Origin of the sequence: Pseudomonas sp. NFACC24-1 (genome assembly GCF_900115235.1) — a bacterium.
Classification (GTDB): Bacteria; Pseudomonadota; Gammaproteobacteria; order Pseudomonadales; family Pseudomonadaceae; genus Aquipseudomonas; species Aquipseudomonas fluorescens_AA.
Window position 1 is genome coordinate 35,552 of sequence record NZ_FOVS01000032.1, and the last position, 22,403, is coordinate 57,954.

The 22,403-nt window shown below is 62.8% G+C and carries 20 protein-coding genes; 5 read left to right on the forward strand and 15 right to left on the reverse strand.

Annotation, left to right across the window (positions count from 1 at the left end; all coding sequences use genetic code 11):
- Window positions 1-2 precede the first annotated feature (2 nt).
- The 10 genes from BM317_RS24030 to BM317_RS24075 form a co-directional block, all read right to left on the reverse strand.
- Complete coding sequence (locus BM317_RS24030; RefSeq protein ID WP_092476521.1) at window positions 3-635, reverse strand: ABC-type transport auxiliary lipoprotein family protein; 633 nt, start codon at window positions 633-635, stop codon at window positions 3-5.
- Window positions 632-1,570, reverse strand: a complete 939-nt coding sequence (locus BM317_RS24035) for an MlaD family protein (RefSeq protein WP_092167824.1) — start codon at window positions 1,568-1,570, stop codon at window positions 632-634. Before BM317_RS24035 ends, BM317_RS24030 begins: the two co-directional genes overlap by 4 nt.
- 1 nt (window position 1,571) lies before the next feature.
- Window positions 1,572-2,375, reverse strand: a complete 804-nt coding sequence (locus BM317_RS24040) for an ABC transporter ATP-binding protein (RefSeq protein WP_092167820.1) — start codon at window positions 2,373-2,375, stop codon at window positions 1,572-1,574.
- The gene (locus BM317_RS24045; protein WP_092476523.1) at window positions 2,372-3,520 is read right to left on the reverse strand and encodes an ABC transporter permease; all 1,149 of its coding nucleotides are present in this window, start codon (window positions 3,518-3,520) and stop codon (window positions 2,372-2,374) included. Before BM317_RS24045 ends, BM317_RS24040 begins: the two co-directional genes overlap by 4 nt.
- 52 nt (window positions 3,521-3,572) lie before the next feature.
- A complete protein-coding gene (locus BM317_RS24050; protein ID WP_092476524.1) occupies window positions 3,573-4,598 on the reverse strand; it encodes a DUF5924 family protein in 1,026 nt (341 codons plus the stop codon).
- A 197-nt stretch (window positions 4,599-4,795) separates the two neighbouring features.
- The gene (locus BM317_RS24055) at window positions 4,796-6,178 is read right to left on the reverse strand and encodes a M16 family metallopeptidase (RefSeq protein ID WP_092167807.1); all 1,383 of its coding nucleotides are present in this window, start codon (window positions 6,176-6,178) and stop codon (window positions 4,796-4,798) included.
- A gap of 202 nt (window positions 6,179-6,380) precedes the next feature.
- Window positions 6,381-8,039: a Na/Pi cotransporter family protein gene (locus BM317_RS24060; protein WP_092167802.1), complete on the reverse strand. Its 1,659-nt coding sequence runs from the start codon at window positions 8,037-8,039 to the stop codon at window positions 6,381-6,383.
- 358 nt (window positions 8,040-8,397) lie between these two features.
- The gene (locus BM317_RS24065; RefSeq protein WP_060739863.1) at window positions 8,398-9,165 is read right to left on the reverse strand and encodes a TerC family protein; all 768 of its coding nucleotides are present in this window, start codon (window positions 9,163-9,165) and stop codon (window positions 8,398-8,400) included.
- A 75-nt stretch (window positions 9,166-9,240) separates the two neighbouring features.
- Window positions 9,241-10,548, reverse strand: coding sequence for a CitMHS family transporter (locus BM317_RS24070; RefSeq protein WP_092476527.1), 1,308 nt, complete (start codon window positions 10,546-10,548; stop codon window positions 9,241-9,243).
- A gap of 382 nt (window positions 10,549-10,930) precedes the next feature.
- Window positions 10,931-11,269: a DOPA 4,5-dioxygenase family protein gene (locus tag BM317_RS24075; RefSeq protein WP_092167792.1), complete on the reverse strand. Its 339-nt coding sequence runs from the start codon at window positions 11,267-11,269 to the stop codon at window positions 10,931-10,933.
- Window positions 11,270-11,353: 84 nt separating this feature from the next.
- Between BM317_RS24075 and BM317_RS24080 the strand changes: the two genes are divergently transcribed.
- Window positions 11,354-12,013, forward strand: coding sequence for an NAD(P)-dependent oxidoreductase (locus BM317_RS24080; RefSeq protein WP_092167788.1), 660 nt, complete (start codon window positions 11,354-11,356; stop codon window positions 12,011-12,013).
- An 84-nt stretch (window positions 12,014-12,097) separates the two neighbouring features.
- Here the strand turns inward: BM317_RS24080 and BM317_RS24085 are convergent, their stop codons facing one another.
- A complete protein-coding gene (locus BM317_RS24085) occupies window positions 12,098-13,048 on the reverse strand; it encodes a choline sulfate utilization transcriptional regulator (protein ID WP_092476529.1) in 951 nt (316 codons plus the stop codon).
- Window positions 13,049-13,162: 114 nt separating this feature from the next.
- On the opposite strand from BM317_RS24085, the gene betC reads away from it, so the two are divergent.
- The 3 genes from betC to BM317_RS24100 all read left to right on the forward strand — a co-directional run bounded on the left by betC (window position 13,163) and on the right by BM317_RS24100 (window position 17,497).
- Entirely contained in the window at window positions 13,163-14,677 is a 1,515-nt protein-coding gene (gene betC, locus BM317_RS24090) for a choline-sulfatase (protein WP_092167781.1), read from the forward strand.
- A gap of 15 nt (window positions 14,678-14,692) precedes the next feature.
- Window positions 14,693-15,613, forward strand: a complete 921-nt coding sequence (choX, locus tag BM317_RS24095) for a choline ABC transporter substrate-binding protein (RefSeq protein ID WP_092167778.1) — start codon at window positions 14,693-14,695, stop codon at window positions 15,611-15,613.
- A gap of 315 nt (window positions 15,614-15,928) precedes the next feature.
- Window positions 15,929-17,497 carry a SulP family inorganic anion transporter gene (locus tag BM317_RS24100; protein ID WP_092167775.1) on the forward strand — a complete coding sequence of 523 codons (1,569 nt, stop codon included), beginning with the start codon at window positions 15,929-15,931 and terminating at the stop codon, window positions 17,495-17,497.
- 131 nt (window positions 17,498-17,628) lie between these two features.
- Here BM317_RS24100 and aroE read toward each other — a convergent pair whose 3' ends face one another.
- Together aroE and hemF are read right to left on the reverse strand one after the other, a co-directional pair.
- The gene (gene aroE / locus BM317_RS24105; RefSeq protein ID WP_092167772.1) at window positions 17,629-18,450 is read right to left on the reverse strand and encodes a shikimate dehydrogenase; all 822 of its coding nucleotides are present in this window, start codon (window positions 18,448-18,450) and stop codon (window positions 17,629-17,631) included.
- 13 nt (window positions 18,451-18,463) lie between these two features.
- The gene (hemF, locus tag BM317_RS24110) at window positions 18,464-19,378 is read right to left on the reverse strand and encodes an oxygen-dependent coproporphyrinogen oxidase (protein WP_092167769.1); all 915 of its coding nucleotides are present in this window, start codon (window positions 19,376-19,378) and stop codon (window positions 18,464-18,466) included.
- 163 nt (window positions 19,379-19,541) lie between these two features.
- Here hemF and BM317_RS24115 point away from each other — a divergent pair, with 163 nt between their 5' ends.
- The gene (locus BM317_RS24115) at window positions 19,542-20,519 is read left to right on the forward strand and encodes an NADPH:quinone reductase (protein WP_092476530.1); all 978 of its coding nucleotides are present in this window, start codon (window positions 19,542-19,544) and stop codon (window positions 20,517-20,519) included.
- Between the two features lie 154 nt (window positions 20,520-20,673).
- Here BM317_RS24115 and BM317_RS24120 read toward each other — a convergent pair whose 3' ends face one another.
- Both BM317_RS24120 and dprA read right to left on the reverse strand, forming a co-directional pair.
- The gene (locus BM317_RS24120) at window positions 20,674-21,231 is read right to left on the reverse strand and encodes an L-threonylcarbamoyladenylate synthase type 1 TsaC (RefSeq protein ID WP_014335849.1); all 558 of its coding nucleotides are present in this window, start codon (window positions 21,229-21,231) and stop codon (window positions 20,674-20,676) included.
- A 61-nt stretch (window positions 21,232-21,292) separates the two neighbouring features.
- Window positions 21,293-22,387, reverse strand: a complete 1,095-nt coding sequence (gene dprA, locus BM317_RS24125) for a DNA-processing protein DprA (protein ID WP_092476532.1) — start codon at window positions 22,385-22,387, stop codon at window positions 21,293-21,295.
- Between the last annotated feature and the right edge of the window lie 16 nt (window positions 22,388-22,403).

The following is a 22,403-nucleotide window of genomic DNA, read 5'->3' on the forward strand; positions in this document are numbered from 1 at the left end:
CTTCAGGGGGCCGGCGTTGCAAAACGCTGGCCCTGCTCCAACGTCCAGTTCACCACCTCGGCGGTCAACCGGTCACTGGCCCGGCCGAAGCCGTCCACCACCGCCGGCACCTTCACATCGTTCAATGGCTGGCGCACTTCGAAACGGCGGCTGGCCAGGATGCGCTGGTCGAACCCTCGCACCAGCAACGCGTCCAGGCGGACCACCACGCTGGCGGCGCTGCCCTGGTACTCGGTCTGGAAGGCCTGCAATTGTCCGCCCAGCTCCAGGTCTGCTTGCAGGTTGCTGTCGGCGACACTCAGCAGTTTGACCCGTCCGTCCTGGGCAAAGCCGTCGAGCAGGCGGTTGCGCACCAATACCGGGGCGGGGTCGCTCCAGCGCGAGGCGGCGTAGCTGCTGAACAGATTACCTTGGGGAATGACCGCGATTTTCGGGCTGTTGAGCACTTCGCTGGCCTGCGGGCTGGCCAGGCGCAACGACCAGCTCACCGGCGTGCCGGCGGAGGCCGGTGCCTGGGCGGCGGGCAGGCGATAGATATCCGAAGGCTCGGCCTTGGGCAGGATCGAACAACCGGCCAACAGGATAAACCCCGCCAGCACCAGGCCCGGACAGACGAATCGATGGAACGGTTTCATGGCGTGAATTCCTTGTCCTTGTCATTGCCCAGCAAATAGCCGCTGGGGTTGGCATCCAGGCGTCGGGATATACCGCGCAGGGCACTCAGGGTTTCGCGCAGCTCGCGCACGGCTGGCGCCAGGGCGTTGAGGCCCTGCATGCCGTTGTTCAGCGAGTCGCGGTTGTCGTTCAGCAGTTTGTCGAGGGTCGCCGTGCTGCGGGCCAGAGAGTCCATGGCCTGGCCGGCACTGCCGAAGGCCTGTTTGCCCTGGTCGTTGAGCAGCCCATTGGCATTGCGCATCAACGCCGTGGTCTGTTCCAGCGTGGCGCTGGCCTGTTTGCCGACGGCCGCCAATTGCTGCATGGCCTGGCGAATATCGCCACGTTGATCGGCGATGACCCCGGTGGTTTGCTCCAGGTGATCGAGGGTATTGCTCAGGCGCTGGACGTTGTCCGAGGAAAACACCTCGTTGGCGTTGTGCAGCAGCAGGTTGATGCTGGTCATCACGTCATCGCTGTTGTTCAACAGGCGGGCGATCGGCGAGGGCGCGGCGATGATCACCGGCGGTTCGCCGTCGTGCCCGGTCAATGGTGGGCTCTGGGGCGTGCCGCCGCTGAGCTGGATGATCGAGGTGCCGGTGATGCCGGTCAGCGCCAGCTTGGCCTGGGTGTCTTGCTTGATGGGTGTCTCACCGCTCAAGCGCACCCGCGCCAGCACCCGGCGCGGATCGTTCGGGTCCAGGCGCAGGTTCACCACGTCGCCGACCTTGATGCCGCTGTATTCCACCGAGCTGCCCCTGGACAAGCCGCTGACGGCCTCGTTGAACACCACTTCGTAATCCTTGAACTCGCTGTCCACGCTGGACTTGGCCAGCCAGAGGCCGAACAGCAGGGCGCTGACCACCACAATGACGGTGAACAGGCCGATCAGCACATGATGGGCTCGGGTTTCCATGTCAAACCTCGTTGGACGGTGTAGCGGCGGATAAAGCCGCGCGGCCGCGAGGGCCATGAAAGTATTCATGAATCCAGGCGTCGTCGGTTTCCGACACCTTGTCGATGACATCGGCCACCAGCACTTTTTTCTGCGCCAGCACCGCCACCCGGTCGGTGATGGTGTAGAGGGTATCCAGGTCATGGGTGACCAGAAACACACTCAGGCCCAGGGCGTCGCGTAGCGTCAGGATCAACTGGTCGAACGCCGCGGCGCCGATGGGGTCGAGGCCGGCGGTGGGTTCGTCGAGAAACAGGATGTCCGGGTCCAGGGCCAGCGCACGGGCGAGGGCGGCCCGCTTGATCATGCCGCCGGACAGCGAGGCGGGGTATTTGTCCGCCGCCGAGAGCGGCAGCCCGGCCAGTGCCAGCTTCACCGCCGCCAGGTGTTCGGCATCGGCCCGACTGAGGCCAGCGTGCTCGATCAGGGGCAGGGCGACGTTTTCTGTCACGGTCAGGGACGAAAACAGCGCGCCTTTCTGGAACAGCACGCCAAAGCGCCGCTCAATCCGTGAACGTTGTTCCTGAGGCAGGCTTGGCAAGTCCTGGCCGAACACCCGCACCGAGCCCTCGCTGGGCTGGTTCAAGCCGACGATGCTGCGCAGCAGCACCGACTTGCCGCTGCCGGAACCGCCGACCACGGCGAGGATCTCGCCTTTGTACACGTCCAGGTCGAGGTTTTCGTGCACGCTCTGGCGGCCAAAGCGGTTGCACAAGCCACGTACCTGAATGACCGCCTCAGTGGGCGCTCTGGAAGGTCGACTCACCAGCCCATCTCCATGAAAAACAGCGCGGCCACGGCATCCAGCACAATCACCACGAAAATCGACTGCACCACGCTGGAGGTGGTGTGGGCCCCGACCGATTCGGCGCTGCCGCTGACCTTGAAGCCTTCCAGGCAACCCACGGCGGCGATCAGAAAGGCGAAGATCGGCGCCTTGACCATCCCCACCACGAAATGCTGCACGCCGATGTCCGATTGCAGCAGTGACAGGAACATCGCCGGGGAAATGCCCAGCGACAGCGCACACACGACACCGCCGCCAATAATGCCCGAGAGCATCGCCACGAACGTCAGCATGGGCAGCGCCACCAGCAGGGCCAGCACCCGTGGCACCACCAGCAGCTCGACGGGGTCGAGGCCAAGGGTGCGGATCGCGTCGATTTCTTCGTTGGCCTTCATCGAGCCGATCTGCGCGGTGAACGCGCTGGCGGTGCGGCCCGCCATGAGGATCGCCGTCAGCAACACGCCGAATTCCCGCAGGAACGAGAACGCCACCAGGTCCACGGTAAAGATACTGGCGCCGAAATCCGCCAGCACCGTCGCCCCGAGAAAGGCCACTACCGCGCCCACCAGGAACGTCAGCAAGGCCACGATGGGCGCCGCGTCCAGGCCGGTCTGCTCGATGTGTACGACCATTGGCGTAATGCGCCAGCGCCGCGGGTGAAACAGCCCGCGGGCCAGGGTTTCCAGGATCAGGCCGACAAAACCGAGCAATTGCAGGGTGTCCTGCCAGACCTTCTCCACGGCGCGGCCGATGCGCGTCAGCAACTGGGTCACGACGCTGACTTTCGGTTCTTTGTCCGGTACGCAGAAATCCGTCAGTGAGCAATACACCGTCTGCAACAACGCGCGCTCGGCTGTCGGCAAACTGCAGTCCGGGTGTTCGGTGGTCTTGCCCAGCCGTTCGGAGCCCAGCAGTTCCACCAATAACGAGGCCCCGGCGGTGTCGAGGGCCCCGAGGCCGTTGAGGTCGATCCGGGTGTTTTCGTCGTACTGGCCGCGCAGCGATTCGCCCAGGCGCTTGAGCTGTGGGTAATGGGCCAGCGTCCAGTCGCCGCTGATCCACAGCTGCGACGGCGAGCCGGACGTGTCGAGTCGGGCGCTGCCCATGTGGGGGCTGGGGGTCATAAGCTCCATGCTCGTTCGGCTTGAACAGCGCTACCTGATAGCACAATCGCCATCATTTTGCTTCGGGTACAGCGGCGTTCACGTTGAAACGCAGCACTCCGATCATCTGGCCATTTTCCGTCAGCACCCGCACCTGCCATTTGCCGGTCGGGTCGTCCGGGAAATTCTGTTTGTGCGTCCAGGCGCGATAGCCTTCCTTGCGCCCGCCATGAATGTCCAGGGCGATACGATCCACTTCCTTACCGTTGAACTGCCAGACGTGATAGATCCGCTCGTCGAGCCCACGTGGCGCGTTGATCGCGGTGTAGGCGTACAGACCGTTGCCGCGGATCTGGGCGGCGCTGACTTCCTTGAGGCTGGCCCCGGGGGTGCGGTCTTCCAGTTGGGTGCTGATCGCCACCTCGGTCATCCACAATGTCGCTGGCGGTACCCAGGAGCGCAGCACCCAGCCGGCGGCGCCAATCCCCACGGTGATACACAGGATCGCCACGGCGTTGCGTACGGTGCGGATCGGGAAGATCGAGGCTAGGCTGGGAAACGACAGCAGCATGGCAATGCCCAGGGCCAGCTTGAAGCTCTGGTCGGTGGTCAGGTGCAGGATGACCGGCAACGCGGTGAGCAGGGCGGCGAACAGGGTCAGCGTGTGCAACGCCAGGAACGCCCAGCGCCGTGGCGCCAGCCATTTGTAATACAGCGGATCGGTGATCGAGATCAGCGCCGCGACCGTCAGCAGGCCGGTGAAAATCAGTTGGCTGCTGTTCCAGGTGGTGGTGATGAAGAAAAACGGCAGGACGAAAAACAGGCTTTCCTGGTGAATCATCTGCGTGGCGTAGCGCAACAGCGGCTGGGGGATCTCCCGTTTGAAAATCCGCGTGAACAGCCGGGTCATGCTGTTCTCGACCATCAGCCAGAGCCAGCTCACCAGCATCATGATGGCGATCCAGGTGGCCAGGCCCTGCTGGCGGTCCACCAGCATGAAACTGCCGACCCCGGAGATGAAACCACCGAGCGCAATGACCCCTGGATAGCGCTTCATCAATTCAAGGAGGCGCTGGATATAGACCGTCAGGTTTTGCATTCGGTAGTTTCACAGTAAGTCGTAGGAAATATCCCTGACAGAGTATCGCCAGGACATCGATGTGACGAGCACTCTTGTGGTGAGGGAATTTAGCGAAACGCCGCACTACCCTGTAGGAGCTGCCGAAGGCTGCGATCTTCTGATCTTTCGCTTGCGCCTCAAATGCCAGGGGAAAGATCGCAGCCTCGTTGCACTCGTCAGCTCCTACGTTGTCGGCGTACCTGCCACATCACCAAGCCGAGCAGCAGCAACCCCAGCAAGCCGCCCAGCCCCCAGACGAGCTCATCGTCACTGAGCAACGGCTTCTCGATGCGCAGGTAACCCGGGTCCTTGAGCAGTTCGCGCAGGGCCACGTTGGCCTGTTCCAGGCTCACCTCCTGCAGGCGCACGGCCGGGTTGGCGAAGCGACCGTCTTCGTAGTCGCCCAAGGCGCCCCAGTAGTAATCGGCCAGTGCGCTGTTACCTTGGACTGCCCAGGACTGATGGGCGATGGCCGCGCGTTTGATGCGCACGAAACTGGCGGGGTCCAGGCCATCCTTGAGCAAGGTCTTGCGCAGTTCTTCCAGCGCCTGTTCGGCTTCGGGCAAGTCTTCGCGGGACAGGTCGGCATTCAGGCTGAAGAAGCCGACGCCGCCGAACACTTCGCGCTCGGTCCATGGCCCGTAGGACAGGCCGCGGGCCAGGCGCAGTTGGCGATAAAGTGCCCAATCCAGGTAGTCCTTGAGCAGGTCGAAGGTTTCGTCATGCTGCTCGTCCAGCACCGGTTCCGGGAACAGCCAGTGGAGCTTGGCACTGTCGCCGGCCAGGCCACGGATCAGGTTACGCTTGGTGACCGCCTTGTAGCGGATCTGCGGCAGCGCCTCGTGGGCACTGGGCTCCACCGGCTCGAGTTCGCCAAAGGCACGTTCCAGGTAGGCGGGCAGCAGTCGGTCGAGATCCCCGACCACGATCAGCGTCATGTTGTTCGGCGCGTACCAGGCCTTGCGCACTTGTTCGAGGCGGGCGAGGGTATGGCGCTGGACCTCGGCCCGTTCCGCGCAGCGCAGGCCCAACTCAACCGCCAGTTGGTTGCTGGCCTTGTGGCCCAGGTCCTGGTGATCGAGCCAGCGTTGCAGGTGGGTGTAGTGACCACCGTCCTCGCGCTCCACCACCCGCTTGGCCGCCTCCAGGGCTTTTTCGTCGATACGGGTGCGGGTCAACAGCGTCAGCAGCAGGTCCAGCACCTTGCGTTGATTGCGCGCCGGCGCCTCGATGACGAACGTGGTGTCGGCGTTGCTGGTGAAGGCATTCCACTCGCCACCCAAGGCCTGCATGCGCTCTTCCAGGCCGCCTTCACCACTGTCATCGACGCCGCTGAACAGCAGGTGTTCGAGCAGGTGCGGCAGTTCCTTGTCGGCGCAACTGAAATCGTCCAGGCCCACGCCGACCACCAGCCGGATCGCCACATGCCCGCGCTCGGTGCCGGGCTTGAGCATCAGCTGCATGCCGTTGGGCAGCGTATAGCCTTCGACCTGGAACCGGTCCAGGGCAACCACGGGTAGCGAGCCGAGCAAAAGAAAGGCGAGCAACAGACAACGCATAAGGGCTTCCTGGCGGCTGAGTGAGGGTCCATGGTGCCGGGGCAGGCCGTCATCGGCGGATCGCGCCCGGAGTTGGCTCGCTCCCCCTATCGAATCTATGGGGTATTCATGACAACAGGAGCAGGCGGGCCGGTGAACGGTTTCAGGCCCGAGCCATTGTTACTGGCTGACATTGTTACTGACTGACCAATGCGCCAGTTGTTCAAGGCGAATGGGTAATGTCGCTAATTTCATCCGCCGCCAGCGCACCGATCTCGGCCGTCTCCAGCACCACATAGGCGCTGCCGCAAAACAGCGAATTGAGGCGCCGCATGTCGGCAATCAGCTCCAGGTGCAGGGAACTGGTCTCCAGGCTTTGGACGACTTTGCGTTGCAGGCGGCTGACATGGGCATGGGCCATGCGCCGTTCCTGGGCCCGAAAACGACGTTTCTCACGCAGCAACTGGCGGGCGCTTTCCCGGTCGGCGCTCAGGAAGACCGACAACCCCAGCCGCAGGTTGGCGATCAAGTGGCTGTGCAGCCCCGCCAACTCTTCCAGGCCCACATCGGAAAAGGAGCGGCGCTGGGAGGTCTTCTGCTGCTGGACCTTGCGCAACATGCGCTCGATCAGGTCGCTGGCCAGCTTGAGGTTGATCGCCAGTTCGATGATCTCGGCCCAGCGGCGGCTGTCCTGTTCGCTGAGGTCTTCACGGGGCATTTGCGCCATGTACAACTTGATTGCACTGCACAGTGCCTCGACGTCATCGCTCATGCGCCGCACGTCCTGGGTCACCGCGGTCTGCTGGCCGCGCAGCACGTCCAGCATGGCTTCGAGCATGTTCTCGATCAGGTCGCCAATGCGCAGGGTTTCACGGGCCGCATTCGCCAGCGCCAGGCTCGGGGTGGCGAGGGCCGTGGGGTCCAGGTGGCGGGGCTTGGCCGTGCCGTTGGTCTCGGGCCGTTCCGGCAGCAGCCAGGCACAGAGCCTGGCCATCGGGCCGACGCTGGGCAGCAGCACCAGGCACCGCACGGCATTGTAGAGCAGATGAAAACCGATCACCGTTTCCTGGGGGCTGAAATCCAGGCTGTCGAGCCAGCCCACCAGCGGGTCGAGCACCGGAATGATCAACAACAGCCCGATCAGTTTGTACAGCAGGCTGCCCAGCGCCACCTGGCGTCCGGCGGTGTTCTGCATGCTGGTGCTGAGGAACGCCAATACGCCGCTGCCGATGTTGGCGCCGATCACCAGGCCGATAGCCACCGGCAGGCTGATCACCGCAGCACCGGCCAGTGTCGCGGTCAGCAGTACGGCGGCCAGGCTGGAATAGGAAATCATCGCGAACAGCGCGCCGACCAGCGCATCGAGCAGGATGTCGCCGGTCAGCGAGGCGAAGATCACTTTCACGCCTTGGGCATGGGTGATGGGTGCGGCGGCTTCGACGATCAATTGCAGGGCCAGGATGATCAGCCCCAGACCGATGCCGACCCGGCCCATTTGCCCGACGCGGGTCTGTTTGCGGGAAAGGAAAAAAATCACCCCGAGGAAAATCAGCAGCGGCGACAGCCACGACAGGTCGAGGGTCAGCACCCGGGCCATCAGCGCGGTGCCGACATCGGCGCCCAGCATGGTCGCCAGGGCCGGCGTCAGCGCCATCAGGCCCTGGCCAACGAACGAGGTGACGAGCATGGCCGTGGCGTTACTGCTCTGGACCATGGCCGTGACCATGATCCCTGCGATAAACGCCAGCCAGCGCCGGGACATGTTCTGGCCGATGACATGGCGCAAGTTCGAGCCATAGACCCGCAAGATGCCGGTACGCACGATATGCGTGCCCCAGATCAGCAGGGCCACGGCGGAGAGCAAATTCAGCAGGGTCAGCATGAGAGGCCCCCTGTTAGCGTCCCAAAGGGACAAAGTGACAGCGCCACATCATTTTTAGGTATGTACTTAAGCTGTAGTTGGCTAATGGTTCGAGCGCCAGCATTGCACAGCTAAAGAATCGATTGAAACAAAACTGTCATAAAAAACACCCCGACGATCTTGAAGCCTCCTATTGATCAGGCAAACGCGGACCTGTGGGAGCGGGCTTGCTCGCGAATGCATTCTGTCAGGCGACACAGGATTGACTGTTCTGGCCTCTTCGCGAGCAAGCCCGCTCCACAGGTCATGCACTAGGCCACTTTCATACCAGCATGAAAAAGGGGCTCCAAAGAGCCCCTTTATTCACTGCCCCATGTCATTACTGACCGGGAACATCCTTGCGCAGTTTCACCGGATCCTGCTGCTTGCGCTTGCGTGCGATCGCGGTGCGCATCTTGATGTTGACCGCTTCCACCGCCAGGGAGAACGCCATGGCGAAGTAGACGTAGCCTTTTGGCACGTGCACGTCGAACGACTCGGCGATCAGCACGGTACCCACCACCAGCAGGAACGACAGCGCCAGCATCTTCAACGACGGGTGCTTGTCGATGAACGTGCTGATGGTGCCCGAAGCCAGCATCATCACCAGTACGGCAACGACGATGGCGGCAACCATCACCGGTACATGGGAGACCATGCCGACCGCGGTAATGACCGAGTCCAGGGAGAACACGATGTCGATGATCGCGATCTGGATGATGGTGTAGATGAAGTTGCCGCCCTTGCCCGAAGGTTCGTCGTTGGTTTCATCTTCGCCTTCCAGCGCGTGGTACATCTCCTGGGAGCTTTTCCACAGCAGGAACAGGCCACCGAAGAACAGGATCAGGTCACGACCGGAGATGCCCTGGCCGAACACTTCGAACAAATCCGCCGTCAGGCGCATGACCCAGGTGATGGACAGCAGCAACAGGATCCGCGTGATCATGGCCAGCGCCAGGCCGAAGATCCGGGTGCGCGCCTGCATGTGCTTGGGCATGCGGCTGACCAGGATCGAGATCATGATGATGTTGTCGATACCCAGGACGATTTCCAGGGCGGTCAAGGTAAAGAAGGCAACCCAGATTTCCGGGTTGGTCAGCCATTCCATGTGAGTTCCTTTGAGCGAGTGTTAGGCCGAGCCGCGCCTTCTTGTCGGATAGGCACGGCACAGCGAGCGTTGCTTTTATAGAGTGCTGAACAGCGGAAAAATCCCCATCAGCAAGGCGGCAAACATTATGCACAGGCAAACCAGTACTGCCCACTTCAAGGTGAAGCGCTGGTGATCGCCGAACTCGATCCCGGCCAAGGCTACCAGCAGGTAGGTCGACGGAACCAGCGGGCTTAACAGGTGGACGGGCTGGCCGACGATGGAGGCACGGGCCATTTCAACGGCGGTGATGCCGTAATGGCTGGCGGCTTCGGCGAGAACCGGTAACACCCCGTAATAAAATGCATCGTTAGACATGAAGAAGGTGAAAGGCATGCTCACCAGCGCAGTGATGACTGCCAGGTAAGGACCGAGGAACTCCGGAATGACTGCCAGCAGGCTCTTGGACATGGCGTCGACCATGCCGGTGCCGGACAGGATACCGGTGAAGATCCCCGCCGCGAAAATCAGCCCGACCACCGCCAACACACTGCCGGCGTGGGCCGCGACGCGGTCTTTCTGCTGTTGCAGGCACGGGTAGTTGACGATCATCGCGATACTGAAGGCCACCATGAACAGCACCGGCAGCGGCAACAGGCCGGTGATCAGGGTGCACATCAGGGCCAGGGTCAGTGCGCCGTTGAACCAGATCAACTTCGGACGACGGGCGTCGGGGAACTGGGACACGCTGATTTCGCTGTGGTCGATCTCGTCGCCCGCCAGGTGCAACTCACCCAGGCGTGCGCGCTCGCGTTTGCCGTACATGTAGGCGATCGCCAGGATCGCCACGACGCCGGCCAACATGGCGGGAATCATCGGCACGAAGATGTCGGACGGGTCCACATGCAGCGCACTGGCTGCCCGGGCCGTCGGGCCGCCCCACGGGGTCATGTTCATCACGCCACCGGCGAGGATGATCAGGCCGGCCATGATGCGTGGGCTCATGCCGATGCGGCTGTAGAGCGGCAGCATCGCGGCCACGCAGATCATGTAAGTGGTCGCGCCGTCACCATCGAGGGAAACGACGAGCGCCAGAACGGCGGTACCGACCGAAACTTTCAACGGGTCGCCCTTGACCAGCTTGAGGATCTTGCGCACGGCCGGGTCGAACAGGCCGGAGTCGATCATCAGGGCAAAATACAGAATCGCGAACATCAGCATCACCCCGGTCGGGGCGAGCTTGGTGATGCCTTCGAGCATCATCGGGCCGATTTTCGGCGCGAAACCACCGAACAGGGCGAACAGGATCGGGATGATGATCAGGGCGATAAGCGCGGACAGGCGCTTGGTCATGATCAGGAACATGAACGTGATGACCATGGCGAAGCCAAGGAAAGTCAGCATGGGAAATACTCCAGGCGTGGCGCGGCTATGAAAGGCGAACCGGACAGGTCAGCGCGAAATGCAAAGCACGAGGGTTACGGATGGAGTGGGTGCAGCGGGACGGGTAGCAGCGGACATCAGAATCACCATTGTTGTTGTTAAAAGGGCCGAACGAGTCTTGAAAACTCCGCGTTTGGCCGACCGGTCTTTTGCCGGAAGTGAGGTGATCCTAATCGCGCTAGCTTTCAGCAAGCTTTCGCAGGGTAAATGGGTGACGAGCCGCGTTGATCGTTCCCACGCTCTGCGTGGGAATGCATCCCGTGACGCTCTGCGTCACCTTTCAGAAGCGGAACGCGGAGCGTCCCTGGCGGCATTCCCACGCGGGAGCGTGGGAACGATCGAGTCAAGGTTTTGCGGCAAATACCGAAAGATTCAACGGCCGCACCGCGCCCATCCAGATCGCATGCTCGGTGTGGTCCGTCAGGTCGTCGCCGGTTTCCGGGTGCAGGAAAATCACCAGGCCCTTGCGATTCAGCGCCAGCCACGGCAGGACCACGCCGATGTACTGCGGATCGAACGCCAACTGACAGCTCCAGTCCGGGTGCGGGCCGACCGGACGTTGGTGGACGCGGCCCATCTTCAGCGGGAACAGCTGCGCCGCTTCCTCGCACAGGGCCCGCGCCTGGTCGAGGGTGCTGGCGTCGAAATACACATGGGCGTGGTAGCCCTTGATCCGCTGCATCTGTACTCCTTGGAAAAGAGGCCGAACCCTCGCCGTTTGCCGCGGGTCAGAGCCTTTACATGCGCGTTAAAGAGGAAAACAGCCATGAAAAACGCCGAAACCCCGGTCATCAAAGTGGTGCTCTATGGTGCCATGAGCAGCCTCGGCAGTGCGTTGATGGCTGAAATGCTGCGGCGCCAGCATGAGGTCATTGCGATTCTCGACGATCTTACCGCCCTGGCTCCACGCCCGGGCCTGCGGACCAAGACCGGCGATCTTTTCGACCCGGAGCGGGTCAAGCAAAGCGTTGCCGGCGCCAGCGCCGTGGTGTGCCTGTTGAACGCGCCGGGGTTGCCGATGAACAGCGAACAAGTGGAGCGCACCTTGATTCCCGGCCCGGTGGAGCAAGTCCTGGCGGTGGATGCACTGATCGCCGGCATGCAAGCGGTGAACGTGCCCCGGTTGTTCCTGATCGGCGACTTCGCCGTGCTCGACGAAGACCAGGCCGACGACGATTTGCAACGCCATGCCGCCGAAGAAGTGCTCGACGCCCTGAAGAACAGCACCTTGCAATGGACCTTGGTCAACGCCCCTTACGCTGCGCCAGGCCTGGGCATCGAGCATTTCAGCCAGGTCAGTACCAGCCTGGAACCCGGCCTGGCCGAATCCCTGGAGCGGCTCAACCGCGTGGCGGTCGGCATCGCCGATGAGCTGCACCTGAAGCTGCATGTGGGCGAGCATGTCAGCTTTGTGGCCGCTCGCTAGCTGTCGACATCCACATTCGTGGCGAGGAAGCTTGCTCCCGCTGGGCTGCGAAGCAGCCCCAAAAACATGGCGCTCGCCACGGCCTCAAACCGCAATCGAAGGCAACGGCAACCCCGTGAGCGATTCAGCACTGTTGGCTTGTTCTTCCATCAGCCAATCGACGAATTGCCTGATCAGCACACCGCGTCGTTTCCGCTGGGGCAAGACCACGTAATACCCCAGCCGCGACAGCACCGTTTCGGCGATCGGACGACACAGCAGCCCCTGGGCCAATAAGTTATCCACAAGGTGTCGCCAGCCGATGGCGACGCCTTGGCCGCCAATCGCCGCCTGGATGAGGAGCGTGTAGTTGTCGAAGCGCAATTGCCCGGGGGCGGGCGGCGAGGTGATGCCCAGCTCGCGGAATACGCCGCTCCAGTCGAACCAGCTGTTGCTGTTGCTCGCGCGCAGGTGCAGCAATGGAAATTCCGCCAAGGCCTGGGCGGGCAGGGGCAGGGGGCGATCCTTGAGCAGCAGCGGGCTACAGACCGGAAAGACTTCTTCGCTGAACAGCCAGCGACTTTCGCCTTGTTTGAAGCGACCGTCGCCGAACAGCACGGCAACGTCGATATCGGTCCGCAACATGTTGTGGTTGCGTTCGCTGGTCACCAGACTCACGTCCACTTGGGGGTTGGCGGCGTGAAAGCGATGCAGGCGCGGCATCAGCCAGTAAGCGGCGAAGGCGAAATCCGTGGCGACCTGCAGCACCTCATGCTGGTGTTGGGCGGTGATCGCGCTCAGCCCGGCATCGATGCTTTGCAAACCGGCCTGCACCTGCTCGAACAGGATTGTCCCGGCCTCGGTCAGTTCGATGCCACGGTAGATCCGGTCGAACAACCGTGTACCCAGTTGCTCTTCCAGACGCTTGATCTGCTGGCTGATGGCCGGCTGCGTAGTGCCCAACTCAATCGCCGCCGCCGTAAAGCTTTGTTGGCGGGCCGCGGCTTCAAAGGCACGGAACAATTCCAGGGACAGGTTACCCAAGGCCTCATACATAAGCTGTGCTTATCCTAGTCATTATCCTGCATGGGCTTTACCCCAAAACCCGGGGGCTACATGCTCAATCGCAGCAATGTCGCATAACTGCCTACTATGGAATGCCGCGAATACATGAAGCGCAAGAACATTCTTTTCATCATGGCCGATCAAATGGCCGCGCCAATGTTGCCGATCTACGGTCCTTCGCCGATCAAGCTGCCGAACCTGTCGCGCCTGGCCGCCGAGGGCGTGGTGTTCGACGCCGCCTATTGCAACAGCCCGCTGTGCGCGCCGTCGCGTTTCACGTTGGTGAGCGGCCAGTTGCCCAGCAAGATCGGCGCCTACGACAACGCGGCGGATTTTCCTGCGGACGTGCCGACCTACGCCCATTACCTGCGTCGCCTCGGCTATCGCACGGCGTTGTCCGGCAAGATGCACTTTTGCGGTCCCGACCAACTGCACGGCTACGAAGAGCGCCTGACCAGCGACATTTACCCGGCCGACTACGGCTGGTCGGTGAACTGGGACGAGCCGGACGTGCGGCCGAGCTGGTACCACAACATGTCGTCGGTGTTGCAGGCCGGCCCTTGCGTGCGCACCAACCAGCTGGATTTCGATGAAGAAGTGGTGTTCAAGGCCCAACAGTACCTGTTCGACCACATCCGCGAAGACGGTGACCAACCGTTCTGCCTCACCGTGTCGATGACCCACCCACACGACCCGTACACGATTCCCAAGGCATTCTGGGATTTGTATGACGACAACGACATTCCGTTGCCGCAGACACCGGCGCAAACGGACCTGGATCCACATTCCCAGCGGCTGCTGAAGGTCTATGACCTGTGGGACAAACCACTGCCTGTGGATAAGATCCGTGATGCCCGCCGCGCCTATTTCGGCGCGTGCAGCTACATCGACAGCAACGTCGGCAAGCTACTGCAAACCCTGGAAGACACCGGTTTGCTGGACGACACGATCATCGTCTTCTCCGGCGATCATGGAGACATGCTCGGCGAAAAGGGCCTGTGGTACAAAATGCACTGGTTCGAAATGGCGGCCCGTGTACCGTTGCTCATCAGCGCACCGGGACAGTTCGCCAGCAGCCGGGTGGGCGCGGCGGTGTCCACCGCCGACCTGCTGCCGACCCTGGTGGAACTGGCCGGCGGTACCCTGGAACCCGGCTTGCCACTGGATGGTCGTTCGCTGGTATCGCATCTGCAAGGGCAGGGCGGGCATGACGAAGTCTTCGGTGAATACATGGCCGAAGGCACCATCAGCCCCTTGATGATGATCCGTCGTGGCCCGTGGAAATTCATCTACAGCGAAGATGACCCGTGCCTGCTGTTCGACGTGCGCAACGATCCCAAGGAGCTGGAAGATCTCCGCCAATCTCCCGAGCATCAAACCCTGTTCGCCGATTTTCTCGCCGAGGCGCGGGCCAAGTGGGATATTCCGGCTATTCACCAACAGGTGCTCGCCAGCCAGCGCCGTCGCCGTTTTGTCGCCCAGGCGCTGACCCTGGGCAAACTCAAGAGCTGGGACCACCAGCCGCTGGTGGACGCCAGCCAGCAGTACATGCGTAACCACATCGATCTCGACGATCTGGAGCGCAAGGCCCGTTATCCACAACCCTGCCAAAACCAATAACGTAAGGGGAAGCACATGCAAAAGTTATCCACAGTACTGACCGCTGGGCTGTTGGCGTTGAGCAGTGTTTCGGCCTGGGCCGAGCAGAGCTGCGAAACCGTGAAAATGGCTGACCCGGGTTGGAGTGACATCGCCGCGACCAACGCCATCACCGGTTTCCTGTTGGACGGCATGGGCTACAAGGCCAAGGTCGATACCCTCGCGGTGCCAATCACCTTCGGTGGCCTCAAGGACGGCCAGGTGGATGTGTTCCTGGGTAACTGGATGCCGGCGCAGCAGGGCTTCTATGACAAGTTCGTGGCCACTGGCGACGTCACGCAACTGGCCAAGAACCTGGACGGCACCGAGTTCACCCTGGCGGTCCCGGACTACGTCTGGGACGCCGGTGTGCATAACTTTGCCGACCTGAACAAATTCGCCGACAAGTTCGACAAGAAGATCTATGGCATCGGTTCCGGCGCCCCGGCCAACCTCTCCCTGAAAGAAATCATCAAGACCAATGACTTCGGCATGGGCGAGTGGAAACTGGTGGAGTCCAGCGAGCAGGCAATGCTGGCGGAAGTCTCCCGGGCGGTGAAGAAACAGAAGTTCGTGACCTTCCTCGGCTGGACGCCGCACCCGATGAACGTGCAGTTGAAAATGCACTACCTCAAGGGTGGCGAGAAATACTTCGGCGACACCGGCAGCGTCTACACCCTGACCCGCAAGGGTTATGCACAGGCCTGCCCGAACGTCGGCAAGCTGCTGACCAACCTGAGCTTCACCCAGGAAATGGAGAACAGCATCATGGCCGAGGTGGTGAACAACAAAGTCAGCAACGCCGATGCGGCCAAGGCCTGGATCAAGGCCAACCCGGCAGTGCTGGACAAGTGGCTGGACGGTGTGAAGACCCTGGATGGCAAGGATGCGTTGGCAGCGGTGAAGGCCAAGCTGTAAAGCCGATGTGCCGGTGAGTTGCGCTTGTGGCGAGGGAGCTTGCTCCCGCTGGAGGGCGAAGCCCTCCCTAAACCGATACGGTGTCGTGCCGTCTCAGATTTGAGATCGTTCCCACGCTCTGCGTGGGAACGCCGCCAGGGACGCTCCGCGTTCCGCTTCTGCCAGGTGACGCAGAGCGTCAGGGTATGCATTCCCACGCAGAGCGTGGGAACGATCAGTCCGCGCTTCACCACTTTGTTCCATGAGCGTTTGCGCCTTCGCCACGGGTGATCACTCGCCTGATACTCTTGTGCCAAACCCGATCCTTGAGGCCCCATGGCAATCCCCACCCGCCATTCACTCTTTCCCTTCCTGAGCTGGCTGCCTCGACAGACTCGCGCCAGTGTCGGCCGCGACCTGATCGTCGGCCTGAGCGGCGCGATTCTCGCGTTGCCGCAATCCATTGCCTACGCCCTGATTGCCGGTTTGCCCCCCGAGTACGGCTTGTACGCAGCGATCGTGCCGGTGCTGATCGCCTGCCTGTGGGGTTCGTCCTGGCACTTGATCTGCGGTCCTACGGCGGCAATCTCCATCGTCTTGTACGCCACCGTCAGTCCGCTGGCCGTGCCCGCCAGCCAGGACTACATCACCTTGATCCTGCTGCTGACGGTGCTGGCGGGGATTTTCCAGTGGCTGCTGGGACTGTTGCGTTTCGGTGCGCTGGTGAATTTCGTCTCCCACTCGGTGGTGCTGGGTTTCACCCTGGGCGCGGCGGTAGTCATTGCCCTGGGGCAGTTGCCGAACCTGCTGGGCCTCGACTTGCCGAACGAAGCCACGGCACTGAGGGGCCTGCTGGTGCTGGTCGAGCACATCGGGGCTGTGGATAAGCCGTCGTTGCTGCTGGGGTTGGGCACGCTGCTGCTGGGCGTGGTGCTCAAGCGCCTGCTGCCGCGCTGGCCGAGCCTGTTGATAACTTTAGTCATCAGCAGCCTGGTGGTCTGGTGGTGGCCGGCGATGTTCGGGCATGTGGCGCTGGTCAGCGCCTTCGCCGGGCGCCTGCCACCGCTGACGCTGCTGCCGCTGGACCTGGAGCTGATCCTGCGCTTGCTGCCTGGGGCCGTCGCGGTGGGTATGCTCGGGCTGGTCACCAGCCTGTCCATCGCCCGTTCGTTGTCGGTACGTTCCGGGCAATTGCTCGATGCGAATCAGGAGGTGAGGGCGCAGGGGCTTTCCAACCTCGTTGGCGGATTTTTCTCCGGATCCTTGTCGGCCGGCTCCTTTACCCGTTCCGGCCTCAGCTATGAAGCCGGGGCCTGCTCGCCCCTGGCCGGGGTGTTCTCGGCCTTGTGGGTGGCGTTGTTTGCGGTCGCCGGGGCGAAACTGATCGCGCACATCCCGATCCCGGCCATGGCCGGCAGCATCCTGTTGATCGCCTGGGGGCTGGTGGACCACCGTGGTATCCGGGCGTTGTACCGCGTGAGCCGCGCCGAATTCATGGTGATGAGCCTGACCTGCCTGGCCACGTTGCTGCTGGAACTGCAAACCGCCATCTATGCCGGAGTGCTAGCCTCGTTGTTCTTTTACCTCAAGCGCACTTCACAGCCGCGGGTGCAGCACTTTCGCGAGGAGGAGGCGGAGATCCTGCGGGTGGGTGGCTCGATCTTTTTCGGTGCCAGCCATTACCTGCAAGTACGCCTGCAACGGTTGCAGGCGCAACGGGTGGTCATCGATGCCCAGCAGATCAACTTCATCGATTACTCCGGGGTGGAAATGCTCCACCAGGAAGCCCGGCGCCTGCGCGCCCAGGGGCGTAGCCTGACCTTGCGCAAGGCCAGGCCCCAGGTGGTGGAGGAGTTGTTGAAGCTGGAAGGACCGGAGCATTGCCCGATCCACTTTGAGGATTAAAAACTGGGGGGACTTGAGGCACATCTGTGGCGAGGGGATTTATCCCCGTTGGGACGCGAAGCGGCCCCGCTTTTTTGGGACTGCTTCGCAGTCCAACGGGGATAAATCCCCTCGCCACAACAGCCTGAAGCCTACAGCGCCAATTGGCGGCGCAACTCGGCCAGCACCGGCGCGGTGTCCGGGCGTACCCCGCGCCACAGGTAGAACGCTTCGCCCGCCTGCTCGGCCAACATGCCCAGGCCATCCATCGACACCGCCGCCCCGTGCTCACTGGCCCAACGGCAGAATGAGGTCGGTTCCTTGCCATACATCATGTCGTAGCAGACCGTCTTGCCGGGCTCGATCAAGCTGGCGGCAATCGGCGGTACCTCCCCCGACAGGCTCGCGGAGGTGGCGTTGATGATCAAGTCCACCGGCTCTTGCAGCCAATCGAACCCACTGGCCGAGACCGGGCCCAGGTCGGCGAACGACTCGGCCAGCCATTCGGCTTTTTCCACCGTGCGGTTGGCGATGATCACCGAGGCCGGCGCTTCGGCCAGCAGCGGCTCCAGGGCGCCGCGCACCGCGCCGCCGGCCCCCAGCAACAGGATGCGCTTGCCCTGGAGGCTGAAGCCGGCGTTGACGGTCAGGTCCCGGACCAGCCCGGCGCCGTCGGTGTTGTCACCCAACAGGCGGCCGTCGGCCAGTTTGCTCAACGTATTGACCGCCCCGGCCCGCTGAGCCCGCTCGGTCAGGGTGTCGGCCAGGCGGAAGGCGTCTTCCTTGAACGGCACGGTGACGTTCGCCCCACGGCCCTCGCGGAAAAATGCCCGGGCGCAACCGGCGAAATCCTCCAACGGCGCCAACAGCGTGGTGTAGTCCAGCACCTGCCCGGTCTGCTCGGCAAACAGGCGATGGATCAACGGCGATTTGCTGTGGCCGATCGGGTTACCCATTACAACGTAGCGATCCATGGAATATCCCCGTTCAGGCCGTTGCCAGCCAATCGCGATCCTGCAGGAAGTACTCGGTCAGCCGCGCCTCTTCGCTGCCCGGCTCGGCTTTCCAGTCGTAGCCCCAGCGCACTTGCGGCGGCAGGGACATCAGGATCGATTCGGTACGCCCGCCCGATTGCAGCCCGAACAGGGTGCCGCGGTCGTAGACCAGGTTGAATTCCACGTAGCGTCCACGGCGAAACTCCTGGAACTCCCGTTGCTTGGCGGTGAACGCGTCATGCTTGCGGCGACGCACGATGGGCAGGTAGGCATCGATGTAGGCGTCGCCGATGGCGCGAATGAAGGCGAAGCAGGTGTCGAAACCCCACTCGTTCAGGTCGTCGAAAAACAGGCCGCCGATGCCCCGGGGCTCGTTGCGATGCTTGAGGTGGAAGTAGCTGTCGCACCAGGCCTTGTAGCGCGGGTACACCTCGGGGCCGAACGGCGCGCAGGCTTGCTCGGCGACGCGGTGCCAATGCACGCAATCCTCTTCTACGCCGTAGTAAGGGGTCAGGTCGAAGCCACCGCCAAACCACCAGACGGGCTCTTCGCCTTCCTTTTCGGCGATGAAGAAACGCACGTTGGCGTGGGAGGTCGGCACGTGTGGGTTGTGCGGGTGGATCACCAGCGACACGCCCAAGGCTTCGAAGCCGCGTCCGGCCAGTTCCGGCCGATGGGCGCTGGCCGAGGGTGGCAGGCCGCTGCCGAAGACGTGGGAAAAGTTGACGCCGCCCTTTTCGATCACCGTGCCGTTTTCGATCACCCGCGTGCGACCGCCACCCCCGGCCGGCCGGGTCCAGGCATCTTCGACGAAGCGCGTGCCGCCGTCCTCGGCTTCCAGGGCGGCGCAGATGCGGTCTTGCAGGTCGAGCAGATAGGCTTTCACGGCCTCGGTACGAGTGGACATGACGTCACCTTGATCAGGGCTACGCTACGCGGCGTATAGCGGGCCGGTGGCAAATGGGCGCACAGGATACCACCGCACTTGCCCACGCCACAGTTGACGACGGTCAAGCTTAGGAGTCCGATAGCAGGCTTGGTAAAAAGTCTGCGACAAGGAGAAAGTGAAGATGGCCAAACGTATCCAGTTCAGTTCCCACGGCGGTCCCGAAGTACTCCAGTATGTCGACTATCAGCCGGCCGAGCCGGGCCCGCAGCAGGTACGCGTCAGCAACAAGGCGATCGGCCTGAATTTCATCGACACCTACTACCGCAGCGGTCTTTATCCGCCACCGGCGCTGCCTTCGGGCCTGGGCGCCGAGGGCGCGGGTGTGGTCGAGGCCATTGGTCCAGGCGTCACGCGGTTCAAGGTCGGCGACCGGGTGGCGTACGGCAGCGGACCGCTGGGGGCCTACAGCGATGTACATGTGTTGCCCGAAGCCAACCTGGTGCATCTGCCCGAATCCATCAGTTTCGAACAGGCCGCCGGCGTGATGCTCAAGGGCCTGACCGTGCAATACCTGTTGCGCCAGACCTACGAACTCAAGGGGGGCGAAACCATCCTGTTCCACGCCGCCGCCGGTGGCGTGGGCTCCTTGGCCTGCCAGTGGGCCAAGGCCTTGGGCGTGAAGCTGATCGGTACCGTCAGCTCGCCGGAAAAAGCCGCCATCGCCAAATCCCACGGCGCCTGGGAAACCATCGACTACAGCAAGGAAAACGTCGCACAGCGCGTGCTGGAATTGACTGACGGCAAGAAGGTGCCCGTGGTGTACGACGGGGTTGGCAAGGACACTTGGTTGACCTCCCTGGACAGCGTCGCCCCCCGTGGCCTGGTGGTGAGCTTCGGCAATGCCTCGGGGGCGGTGGACGGTGTGAACCTGGGGATTCTCGCGGCCAAGGGCTCGCTGTACGTCACCCGCCCGACCCTGGCGACGTACGCCAACAATGCCGAAAACCTGCAGCGCATGGCCGATGAACTGTTCGGGATGATCAGTAGCGGCAAGCTCACGGTGGACATCAACCAGCGTTATCCACTGGCGGAAGCGGCCAAGGCCCAGACCGAGCTGTCGGCGCGGCGGACGACGGGGTCGACCATTCTCCTGCCTTGAATTACAGGGTGTTTGTAATTGATCGTTCCCACGCTCTGCGTGGGAATGCATCCCGTGACGCTCCGCGTCACCTTCCAGAAGCGGAACGCGGAGCGTCCCTGGCGGCATTCCCACGCAGAGCGTGGGAACGATCATGCAGAGTTTGTATCCGGGCTCAGTCCGGGCGCACGACCTTGCCAGTAGCCAGGTCACGAATCACGCTGGGGTTCTTGCGCCCGCCCAGGTTGCCGCCGAGCACCAGGTCGATCTGCCCACGGAAATATTGCTCGACGCGAATCCGCGTGCGCGCCGCCGGGCGCCCTTGGGGGTTGGCCGAGGTGGACACCAGCGGCCCGACCAACGAGCACAAATCGCGCACGGTGGGATGATCGCTGACCCGCAGTGCGACGGTGTCGTGCACGCCGGTGATCCATTCCGGCAGCAGGTTCTGGTGCGGCACCAGCCAGGTATTGGGCCCCGGCCAGGTACTGGCCATGCGGTCCATCCAGGTTTCGGGAAAGTCTTCGAACAGGAAGTCGAACTGGTGGATGTTGTCAGCCACCAGGATCAGGCCTTTGTCGGGCAGCCGCGACTTGATCGCCAGCAGGCGCTCCACCGCCTCCTCGTTCCACGGGTCACAACCCAGGCCCCAGACCGCTTCGGTTGGATAGGCAATCACCGCCCCGGCGCGAATTTCTCGCGCGGCTTGTTGCACACGCCAACTGTTGACCATGAAAGTTTCTCCCGCAACGCAAATAAGGCTGTGGGCAGTTTACCGATCTTCCCCATAAAACCTAGCGTGCAAACCAGCGTCCGTTGTCACAGGTGGCGCGTCCTTCCATTTCCAGCTCGGTCAACGCCGCCAACACTTTGGGCAAGCCCCAGCCGCTGGCGTCGGCCAAGGCCTCGCTGCTCAACGGCGCGGCATGCAGCAGGCGCAGCAGCGGATGGGTCACCGGCTCAGGCGTTGCGGCCAGCGGTAACCGTTGCCAACCGCGCAACGCTTCGAGGATGTGCTCGACGGTTTCCACCAGCGCCGCACCGTCGCGGATCAACTGATGGCAGCCCCGGGCGCCGGGGTGATGGATCGATCCAGGAATGGCATACACCTCGCGGCCCTGTTCCGCCGCCAGTCGGGCGGTGATCAGCGAGCCGCTGGCGACACTGGCTTCCACCACCAGCACCCCCAGGGACAAGCCGCTGATGATCCGGTTGCGGCGTGGAAAGTTGCTGGCGTGGGGCGGCGCGTCCAACGGAAACTCCGACAGCACCGCGCTGCCTTGGGCAATCATCGCGTCCGCCAGCCGACGATTGCGCTGTGGATAAAAATTTTCCAGGCCGGTGCCCAACACGCCGGCGGTGCGCCCGCCAACGTCCAGCGCCGCCTGATGGGCCGCCGCATCGATGCCCAGGGCCAGGCCGCTGGTGATGACAAACCCGGCCCCGGCCAGGCTGCGGGAAAACGCCGCCGCAGTGTCCATGCCCGGCCGCGATGCCCGGCGACTGCCGACCATCGCCAGCTGCGGTTTTTCCAGAATAGTGGCGTCGCCAGCGACGAACAGCAGCGGCGGCGCGTCGCTGATCTGTGCCAGCAGCGCCGGGTAGTCGGGTTGGTCCCACATCAGTAAATGCTGGCCCGCACGCTCTAGCCAGGCCAATGCATGGGCGGCGCCGTCACGCACATCCGGGTTGCGTCGCGCCTCGGCGCAGGCGATGGGCAGGCCCAACGCTCGCCAGGCACTGGCCGGTGCAGTGAGGGCTTTGGAGGCCGAGCCGAAGGCCTCCATCAAGGTCATGAAACGCTTGGGACCGAGTTCGGGCAAGCGGTGAAGGCGTAGCCGGGCCTCCAGTTCCGCAGGGGAAACCGGAGCAGATTCAGGTAATGACATGCGATCATCCTTGACC